The organism is Pseudomonas sp. KCJK9016 (assembly GCF_046231795.1).
In the GTDB taxonomy this organism is placed as follows: domain Bacteria; phylum Pseudomonadota; class Gammaproteobacteria; order Pseudomonadales; family Pseudomonadaceae; genus Aquipseudomonas; species Aquipseudomonas bananamidigenes.
This window is the reverse complement of sequence record NZ_JBJJMM010000043.1, coordinates 25,870-33,987: the sequence shown is the minus strand read 5'-3', so window position 1 is coordinate 33,987 and position 8,118 is coordinate 25,870. Positions and strand designations below refer to the sequence as shown.

8 protein-coding genes are annotated in these 8,118 nt (G+C 52.6%); 3 read left to right on the top strand and 5 right to left on the bottom strand.

The annotated features are described in order from the left end of the window. Window positions 1–470 precede the first annotated feature (470 nt). Window positions 471–2,921 carry an AAA family ATPase gene (locus ACK6BI_RS26810; RefSeq protein WP_409319486.1) on the bottom strand — a complete coding sequence of 817 codons (2,451 nt, stop codon included), beginning with the start codon at window positions 2,919–2,921 and terminating at the stop codon, window positions 471–473. A 670-nt stretch (window positions 2,922–3,591) separates the two neighbouring features. Between ACK6BI_RS26810 and ACK6BI_RS26805 the strand changes: the two genes are divergently transcribed. The 3 genes from ACK6BI_RS26805 (at window position 3,592) to ACK6BI_RS26795 (ending at window position 5,089) form a co-directional block, all read left to right on the top strand. Further along, a complete protein-coding gene (locus ACK6BI_RS26805; protein ID WP_409319485.1) occupies window positions 3,592–3,954 on the top strand; it encodes a DUF6124 family protein in 363 nt (120 codons plus the stop codon). A 109-nt stretch (window positions 3,955–4,063) separates the two neighbouring features. After that, entirely contained in the window at window positions 4,064–4,762 is a 699-nt protein-coding gene (locus ACK6BI_RS26800) for a hypothetical protein (RefSeq protein WP_409319484.1), read from the top strand. A 111-nt stretch (window positions 4,763–4,873) separates the two neighbouring features. Next, window positions 4,874–5,089 (top strand): hypothetical protein, encoded by a 216-nt coding sequence (locus tag ACK6BI_RS26795; RefSeq protein ID WP_065259439.1) that lies wholly within the window; start codon window positions 4,874–4,876, stop codon window positions 5,087–5,089. A 49-nt stretch (window positions 5,090–5,138) separates the two neighbouring features. Here ACK6BI_RS26795 and ACK6BI_RS26790 read toward each other — a convergent pair whose 3' ends face one another. The 4 genes from ACK6BI_RS26790 to ACK6BI_RS26775 are packed head-to-tail and all read right to left on the bottom strand — an operon-like array spanning window position 5,139 to window position 8,113. Next, complete coding sequence (locus ACK6BI_RS26790; protein ID WP_409319483.1) at window positions 5,139–5,924, bottom strand: transporter substrate-binding domain-containing protein; 786 nt, start codon at window positions 5,922–5,924, stop codon at window positions 5,139–5,141. 59 nt (window positions 5,925–5,983) lie between these two features. Then, window positions 5,984–6,847 carry a copper homeostasis membrane protein CopD gene (gene copD, locus ACK6BI_RS26785; RefSeq protein ID WP_409319482.1) on the bottom strand — a complete coding sequence of 288 codons (864 nt, stop codon included), beginning with the start codon at window positions 6,845–6,847 and terminating at the stop codon, window positions 5,984–5,986. A 2-nt stretch (window positions 6,848–6,849) separates the two neighbouring features. Next, window positions 6,850–7,224, bottom strand: a complete 375-nt coding sequence (gene copC / locus ACK6BI_RS26780) for a copper homeostasis periplasmic binding protein CopC (RefSeq protein ID WP_409319481.1) — start codon at window positions 7,222–7,224, stop codon at window positions 6,850–6,852. A 31-nt stretch (window positions 7,225–7,255) separates the two neighbouring features. Next, on the bottom strand, window positions 7,256–8,113 hold the full coding sequence (locus tag ACK6BI_RS26775; RefSeq protein ID WP_409319480.1) for a copper resistance protein B: 858 nt from the start codon (window positions 8,111–8,113) through the stop codon (window positions 7,256–7,258). Between the last annotated feature and the right edge of the window lie 5 nt (window positions 8,114–8,118).

Here is an 8,118-nt window from a genome sequence, read left to right as displayed (position 1 = left end):
GGCTTCCGCTTCTATTTTTTGGTTAAGTTTCGGGGATATGGTTTCTTGTATGGCAGATGATTTGCTCTTCCCGCTCTCTAAAGCTTGGCGGAGTGTTTCAGCAAAAGCTGAAAAATTTTGATGTTGCTCCGAAAAACATTGGTTGCTCACATTATTCCCCTGTCGTGTCGTTTGGATCGAACTCAAGGCTAGGGTGAGTTTCGCATTCAGTGCATGTTGATTTTTGGATGGTAAAAGAAAAATCGTTTCTCTAGAGGTTAGCTCAGTTCATCCATTTGTGCGAGTTTGCAACGAAGAGGGTAAATGGAACAGATTTATTTATTTTGGATTTTAAGGTGATAAATAAATCTGTCTAAATTGTTGTTTAGCTCGAGGCGCTTATCGCTCTCGTGTCACTGAAGGACAGTGTCGGGGTTGGTAGCAGGCTTCGTTTTGGATAATAAATTAGTCTCAATTTTTTGGATGGTTGACTACTCTTGGTTGGCTTTTATCATAAATTTTTCACGTTTTATGATTCTGATGCCTTTTGCACCTTTAGTGATCAGTCCGTTGTTTTCTAGCTTTGCGAAAGCGTCATTAATAAAGCCTTGCCATTGTGGGAATGAAAAAATTTCAAGTTTTTTATTCCAGTTGTAGGTGTTTTTTGAAATTTCACCTATTTTGAATTCGGTTCTGTTCTTATTGTATCCGATAGTCAATTCTCTAATTGCTAATGCCATGGCAACTCTACCTTCAAGGCTCAATTGGCTAAAGGCTGAAATTAGTTCGCTTTGGGTAGTGTTGTATCTGCTTTTTAGCAGTGTGCCTATTGAGTATATTTGAATGGGTAGGTTTTCAATAGCTTCGGTGGAGTGCATTTTTCTATTGGTGAGTATGCTTAGTAATTGAAGTATATAATTTTCAAAATTTGGATTTCGCTCATTGTGAGGGTTTGTGCACACATTGCATGTTCCAGCAGGCGGATTGCCGACATTGTGAGGTGTTGGTTCTAGGCATATGTGGCAGTGCTTTAGTTCTAAAGTTAACGGATAAGTATTTTCTGCTTTATCTATCATTGAGATTGTGCTTCTTGAGTCTGGCGCCCAAGTGTATATTTTCGGAGTGTCTGAATGGATAAAAAAGGCTTCAAGCAGTAATCTGGTTACTTCGCATTTCTGGACGGGAAGTGTGTATGCATGCCAGGTTTTCGACCATGAAATATGGAATATGTCATTTTGTAGCGTGATGTCGATAGTCGGCTGGTTTTTGATTATTGTTTGTGTGAGTGACTTGGAACTCTCTGAATCCACATGATCTTTATTGTTTAAATAAAGTTCTCTACCTAGATTTTCGTATTTTCCTTTTTGTACTTCATAGGCATCTAGAATTACGATGCAGCGCGATGTAGAGCGTGAGTAGGCGCAGAAAAATTCTAAATTTGACATGTCTGTAGCGGCCAATATGATGATTACAGGGCTTTCCATGCCCCTGAATCGTCCGATAGACTCAACTTTGATCCCTTGAGGTACTAAGCTTTCGGGTATTCCCATATAAGTAGGTGTTAATACAATAATTTGCCCAGGCAATAAGCCTTGAGATAATATTTGGGCAATTGTTTGGCTTAGGGTGTTTTTGGGGTTGCTGGTTATTATCTCTGTAAGTGTGTTCTCATCATTTTGCCTTAAGTTTGTAATGGAGTGCGTCGGTTGTTGAAAGATTTTTAACCGTTCGCAAACGCGTTTAGGCATGCGAAGACTTTCAGTAAGGAAGAACGCTTGTGCCTGAAGGTATTCTTCTATCTGCGCAAGGCTGACTGGCTTTTCATATGGAAAAGCTTGAGTTGCATCGCACATGGCGATAATTTTTTTGGATGAAAAGTGCTCTACTAATATTTCCCAGAGCTCTCTTCGGATTACTTGGCCTTCATCAATGATGAGGGCTGAGTATTTATTCAAAAAGCCATTGTTGCAGGCCTTTTTTAGGCTGGTCGCTGCTTGTTTCTCAAACCAATCTGCCGTGAAATTTGCTTTTTCACCATTATAAGTTGAGGCCTTCGAGCATAATGAATAAATGGTTATTGCTAAGGTGTTGGCGTGGTCAAGTAGTTCGCTTGATATTTTTTGAGCAAGGAGTGAGTTGAATGTAATGCAGAGTACTGAAGTTCCGGAGGTAGATAACCTGCGTGCAGTTTCAATTGCTATAATTGTTTTTCCGGTGCCTGGCCAGCCGCTAATTAAAAATCTATCTTTTTTTAGTGCCCAATCGATGCACTCTTGTTGTTCAGGTGTCAGTCGGAGCCATAGTTTGTTGTCGCTGTTTATTTTTGAGTACCAGCAAGGGGTATAGCTAATTGTCGGGATCAGCATTTCAATTATGGTTTCAATTTTTGATTTGCTGATCGGTACAGTATTTAGTAGTAGTTTGAAGTAGTTCATGATAGAGCGGACTCTCTCGTCAACTCTATCTAGATCTTTGATGTCGAGGATTAGTTTGATTGGTAGAAGGTGGTTATTGTCCACAACGCTGGGAGGCAGTTGTGAGGTTTTCATTTCTGAGCCGGGAAAGAAATAAGCACGCCCAATTTGAACCGTAACGCCGTTGTTTCTCAACCATTCTTGAATGGCGAATATGCCGCGGTTCAATTGGGCTACGGGATCGACGTTTGTCTTGCTGTAGTAAAAACCTGATGAGTTATGTCCAATTACACCTCCTTTTACCTCAAGGGCAAGTATTCCGAGGTCAGGATGTAGTATGAGGAAATCAATTTCCCCAACAGGGCTTTTGTTGTTTTGTAGCTCATCTACAAATGAAGATAGCCATGGAATGCTATGGATTATTTGGAAGTCATCATTTAACTGTTCTTCAAGTAGTCTGTAAACAATTGGCTCTGCCACATGGCTGTCATTGAATTTCGGTCCGTGAGGGGGGTGCATTATTGCCATGTGATTGTCCGTATCAATAAATACAATGTTATATGCGTGGAGTTGTTGCGCTTTGCTTAGGGTGTCTAAGCAACTATTTATACGATTCTCTGAGCATTTTGTAGGGGCGTGAGTCGTCTGAATCTTAGTCACTTTCATGGGATTCTATGTTGCTTGGTTTTCATCGTCCAGTCGGAAGTCTTTTTGCCATATATTTAAAATTGTTACTGGTACGGTGATGTTGATTTTTCAGTCCCTACATGTGACAGCCCCCAGCTCGCGAGTGGGTGGAAGACGCTGACGGGGTCATTGAATTGCCGCGTTATTTCAATCTAAACAGAAGAATGGGCTGATGTTTAAGATGTGCCAGTCTGCGTGATCCCTACCCTACACATCCTTGCGCCACCCCCTACACCTAAGACAGAATCCGCCGGCTTGTGCGTCTAGGCCGTGGCTTTTATCGTTCTCGGGTCACTGAAAACCAGTGATCGGGTTTGGTAGCCCGCGTGTTAGATGTACAGCGTCACCGTCTCCGGTTGTGCTTTCGATCGGGGTTTATGGTGGTCATGTACAGGGCGTCTTCGGGCGCGCCGGCTCCTAGCACCCGGTCTACCAACCTGTGCATGGCCGCCACCCTTCGTTTGGTAGCGAAAGGGTGAAGCCTCCACTTAAAGTGTTAGGAGTTTCATCCATGATCAAACCAACCCCAAACCCACCCGAAACCGATCCAGTTTCCCCCTACAAATTCCCCGATTCCAGAACCCTGAACGAAGCCGCCGAACGCGCCCTCGACCATTACCTCACCCCGCAACAACGCATCATGGGCAGTCATACCGAGCATGACCCCATGTTCCTGGCCAACCCGGCCTACACCAGTGAATCCCTGTTGGCCAATGCCTGCGAATCCCTCGATTCCGCCAGTGAAATGCTCAGCAACTTCGCCGCGATCCTGGAACCCGGTCTTCGCAAAACGGCACTGGGCATCGCGCAGGTGGTAATGGTCGCGGGGCTGGCGGTGAATCAGGCGCTGGATCACGTCGAGCCGAAGTCGTAAGTGCGAGCACCTTCCGTGGCGAATGCCGCCACGGGAGGGCCGTGTTTCTTCAGAATTCTTCAATGCTGACGACAACTTACCCATTCCATTCCGCGTCTTTGAGTCGTTCATGAAAAAACTAGTTGTCGTGATGTTCGCCGTCCTGTTTCTCGCAGGCTGTGCCAATCAGAAGTTCAAACCCGAATACCGCACCCAGATCCATACGGTGAAAGTCCTTCCGGTGACCTGGAGCTTCAAGGAAATGACCTACATGGGCCGCGAGCAGGCCTGGGGCGCGGCAATCGGGGCCGGTGTCGGCGCGGGTGTCGGGATGGCGTCCCATGCCGGTAAGTTGGGCACGGCGGCGCTCAGTGGGGCCGGGTTTGCGGCGGGGCTGAAGGCCGGGGACCTGGCGTCGATGTCTACGGTCGAGGCGATTCAGTACAACATGACGAGTGCCGATATCGACCTGGGCAAACTGGTCAAGAAGGGGTTCGAGGATCAACTGGCGGCCAGCGGTCGTTTCAAGATCGTGGCCGATAACGAGCCGGCCGATGCGCAGATCGAGTTGACGGTGGTCACCTGGGGCTTTGCGCTGACGCAAGGTTTCAGCAGTGTGGTGTATCCGACGATTGCCGTGAACGGTGCCCTGAAGCGGGGCGATGAGTTGATCTGGCAACGCAAGGAGCCGATCACTCCGTTCAACGGCGCCAATACCTATGGTTACGAGCCGCTGCGCTATCGCACCGAGCCGGAGCTGGTCCGTGAGGCGTTGACCGGTATTTCGCAGATTGCCGGCACTTACCTGGTCAAGGATCTGAACGAGTAATCACGGGTTTCGCTGAACCCGCGCTGTCGATGGCGAAAGTTTCATGTTGTCGGCGCGCGCGGGCGCCTAGGATGCAGCGATAAGATCGTTTCATCTCAGGGGAGCCGTGCCATGAGTGCCCATGTCGTCAAAGTGCTGTTGATCGCTGCAGCTGTCTCGGTATTGAGTGCCTGCTCGGGCTCCGGTGGCTTGACCACCACCAGTTGTTTCTCCTCGGATTGCCAGTCGCCGGAAGGGCGAGCCAGCGCCAATACGCTGAAGTTCGGCGGCACCGGTATCGGTGCCAGCCTCAACCAGTACAGCTCCGGCATGTTGCATGACGATTGAATAGAAAAGGGCGCCCATTGCGGGCGCCCTTTTTTCGTCTTGAAGCGTTTTACTGCGGCCCCGCCAGCCACTCGCCAATCACCTTCTGATACTTCCCGGTGACCTTGCTCAGATGCAGCCACTGATCGACATACAGCTTCCAGCTCATGTCATCACGGGGCAGCAGGTAGGCCTTTTCCCCGTATTGCATGAACTGCTCCGGGTTGACCGCGCACAAACCGGGTTTCTGTTTCTGCTGATACCGCGCCTCGGAAGCGTCGGTGATCATCACGTCGGCCTTGTTGTCGAGCAGTTGCTGGAAGATCGTCACGTTGTCATGCAGGGCCAGTTGCGCCTTGGGCAGGAAGGCGTGGACGAAGGCTTCGTTGGTGCCGCCGGCGGGTTCGACCAGACGCACGTTCGGCTGGTTGATTTGCTCGATGGTCTGGTACTTGGCTTGGTCGGCGCAACGCACCAGCGGGATCTTGCCGTCGACGTCGAGGGTGTTGCTGAAGTAGGCCTTTTTCTGCCGTTCCAGGGTGACCGAAATCCCGCCCATGCCGATGTCGCACTTGCCGGCCTGCATGTCGGGCATCAGGGTTTTCCAGGTGGTCTGCACCCACTCGATCTTCACGCCGAGGCTGTCGGCCAGGGATTGCGCCATGGCGATGTCGATGCCTTCGAAACCGCCGTCTTCGCGTTTGAAGGTGTAGGGCTTGTAGTCGCCGGTGGTGCAGACGCGCAACTGGCCTTGTTGCTGGATGGTGTCCAGATGCGAGGCGGGCTCTTGCGCATGGGCGGTGCCGGCCAGCGCCAGCAGACCGCAGAAGATCATCGTGTTTTTTCGAATGGTCATTGTGATCGGGCTTGTGCAGTGGGAGTGCGGGCCAGTGTAGTGAAAGGGTTTGCCGGGTGTCATCCCGCGTCCGGCCCGAGCGTTCCCAGCCACGCCACCAGTGCCACAATCAGCAGTGCAATGCCGAACTCCACTGACACGCTTCGGCGCAGCGCGTTGGCTGCGACTTGATGCTGGCCGTCGCGCAACGCTTGTTCCAGCGACGGGCCGAGGTGAAAGCGGTTCAGCGCTGCTAAAACCAGCATGCCGGCAAACAGCACGACCTTGATCGTCAGCAGTATCCCGTAGGTGCCGAGCAAGACGTCGCCCAACTTCGGGCCGATGATGAACAGGTAGTTGAGCACGCCGGTCACCGAGAGGATGAGCACAATCGCCGCGCCCACGCCTTCGAAACGTTTGACGGCATCGGCCAGCGAACGAATGCGCGCTTCACTGAACAGAGCGTCGAGCCGTGACATCAACACCAGCGCCAGCATGGCGCCCATCCATGCACCCGCCGCGAGCAGGTGCAGGATGTCGCTCAGCAGATGCCAGGCGCCATCCATCGCCCCGTGCCCGCTCCAGGCCATAGAGGCGAGGGCAAGTGCGCCGGTTATCGATGCCAGCCACACACACGGCCAGATCATCACGACGACCAGTGCAAACATCCGCACCGCCCACGCCACGCCGACATCGGTCTCGAACAGCATCATTTGCAGATGCGGCCACAGCGCTGCGAATTCCGTTTCGCCGCTCATGGTGCGGGTCATCAGTACCAGTCCCGCCGCTGACAGCACCACCCCGATCAATGCCATTGCGCGCAACATCGGCCGAAACCGCAGCGGCGGGGCAGCGTTGTACACCCCGAACAACGCCACCCCGAACAACAGCAGCAAATCCACATACAACGCCATCCGCAGGAGGATGTTGATCAGGTCGGTCATCGTCACTTCACTTTGAACGTGACGTTGCCGGTGATCGGGTGAGTGTCCGACGACACCGCACGCCATTCGACCTGATAGGTGCCGGCGGGCAAGGGCGCGAGCGGGGTGACGAGCATGGTTTTCGGATCGCTGCCGGCGCTGACTTTGGCTTTCATCGGCATGGGCGAGTGGGCCATGCCGGGCATTTCGGTCATCACCAGTTTGGCGCCGGAGAATTGGGTCATCAGGTCCTCGGAGAAATGCAGTTCAATTTTCTGGGGAGCTGCGCCGTTCGCGCCTTCAGCCGGAGTCGACGACAGCAGTTTCGGATGGGCCTGGGCCAGTGTGCTCAGGAGCAAACCGGTGGCGAGTACAAAGGAGATTTTCAATGGGCGCATGCAAGACCTCTGTGTTGTTTTTTGAAGGGATTCAGAACCACATCCGCACACCAAGAACGAATCGCGCTTCGCTGCGATCCTCGCCTTCTTCCCGTGCGTAAGCGGCGGTGTTGCCGTAGGTGCGGTTCCAGCTCACGCCGATGTACGGCGCGAATTCACGGCGGATTTCATAGCGCAGACGCAAGCCGGCCTCGGTGTTCGACAGGCCGGAACCCAGGCCACGTTGCGGATCGTTTTTGCCGTAGACGTTGAGTTCGGCGGTGGGCTGCAGGATCAGACGATTGGTCAGCAGGATGTCGTAGTCGCCCTCCAGCCGCACCGCGCTCTGACCGTTTTCGCCGAGGAACGCCGTGGCTTCGGCTTCGAAGTTGTACAGCGCCATGCCCTGCAGACCGAACGCGGCCCAGGTTTGCGGGGCGCCGGGTTTGAAGTCCTGGCGCAGGCCGCTGACCACGTCCCACCACGGCGAAATCGCGTGGCCCCACAGCGCCTGGATCTCCGCGTCTTCGGTCTTGCCGTTGCTGCGTTCGCCTTCGGAGCGCAGCCACAGGCGATCGATGTCACCGCCGATCCAACCGGACACATCCCAGGCCAGGGTGCTGGCGTCGTCGCCGTTCTGCCATTCGAGTTTGTCGGCGAGAAAGTAAGAGTTGAGGGCGCTGTCGTGGATCTGATGTCCGGCGTGGCTGGTAAACACGGCGGCACGGTCGGTGTCGGTCAACGTCGGAATCGGCGTGCGGCTTTGGGTCGGTGCGGCGGGCTGCATCATGCCGTCGTCCATGCTTTGCAGATCGCCCATTTGGCCGTGGTCCATACCCTGCATGTCGCCGGCGGCGAACGCCGAGGTCACCGACAGCAGCGACAATGAAAATACGGCAAATCGAGTCATGATTG

Excerpts from the sequence above, each read along its gene's own strand:
- ACK6BI_RS26810 (WP_409319486.1), bottom strand. The coding sequence starts at position 2,921 with ATGGCAATAATGCACCCCCCTCACGGACCGAAATTCAATGACAGCCAT.
- ACK6BI_RS26805 (WP_409319485.1), top strand. The coding sequence starts at position 3,592 with ATGATCAAACCAACCCCAAACCCACCCGAAACCGATCCAGTTTCCCCC.
- ACK6BI_RS26800 (WP_409319484.1), top strand. The coding sequence starts at position 4,064 with ATGAAAAAACTAGTTGTCGTGATGTTCGCCGTCCTGTTTCTCGCAGGC.
- ACK6BI_RS26795 (WP_065259439.1), top strand. The coding sequence starts at position 4,874 with ATGAGTGCCCATGTCGTCAAAGTGCTGTTGATCGCTGCAGCTGTCTCG.
- ACK6BI_RS26790 (WP_409319483.1), bottom strand. The coding sequence starts at position 5,924 with ATGACCATTCGAAAAAACACGATGATCTTCTGCGGTCTGCTGGCGCTG.
- copD (WP_409319482.1), bottom strand. The coding sequence starts at position 6,847 with ATGACCGACCTGATCAACATCCTCCTGCGGATGGCGTTGTATGTGGAT.
- copC (WP_409319481.1), bottom strand. The coding sequence starts at position 7,224 with ATGCGCCCATTGAAAATCTCCTTTGTACTCGCCACCGGTTTGCTCCTG.
- ACK6BI_RS26775 (WP_409319480.1), bottom strand. The coding sequence starts at position 8,113 with ATGACTCGATTTGCCGTATTTTCATTGTCGCTGCTGTCGGTGACCTCG.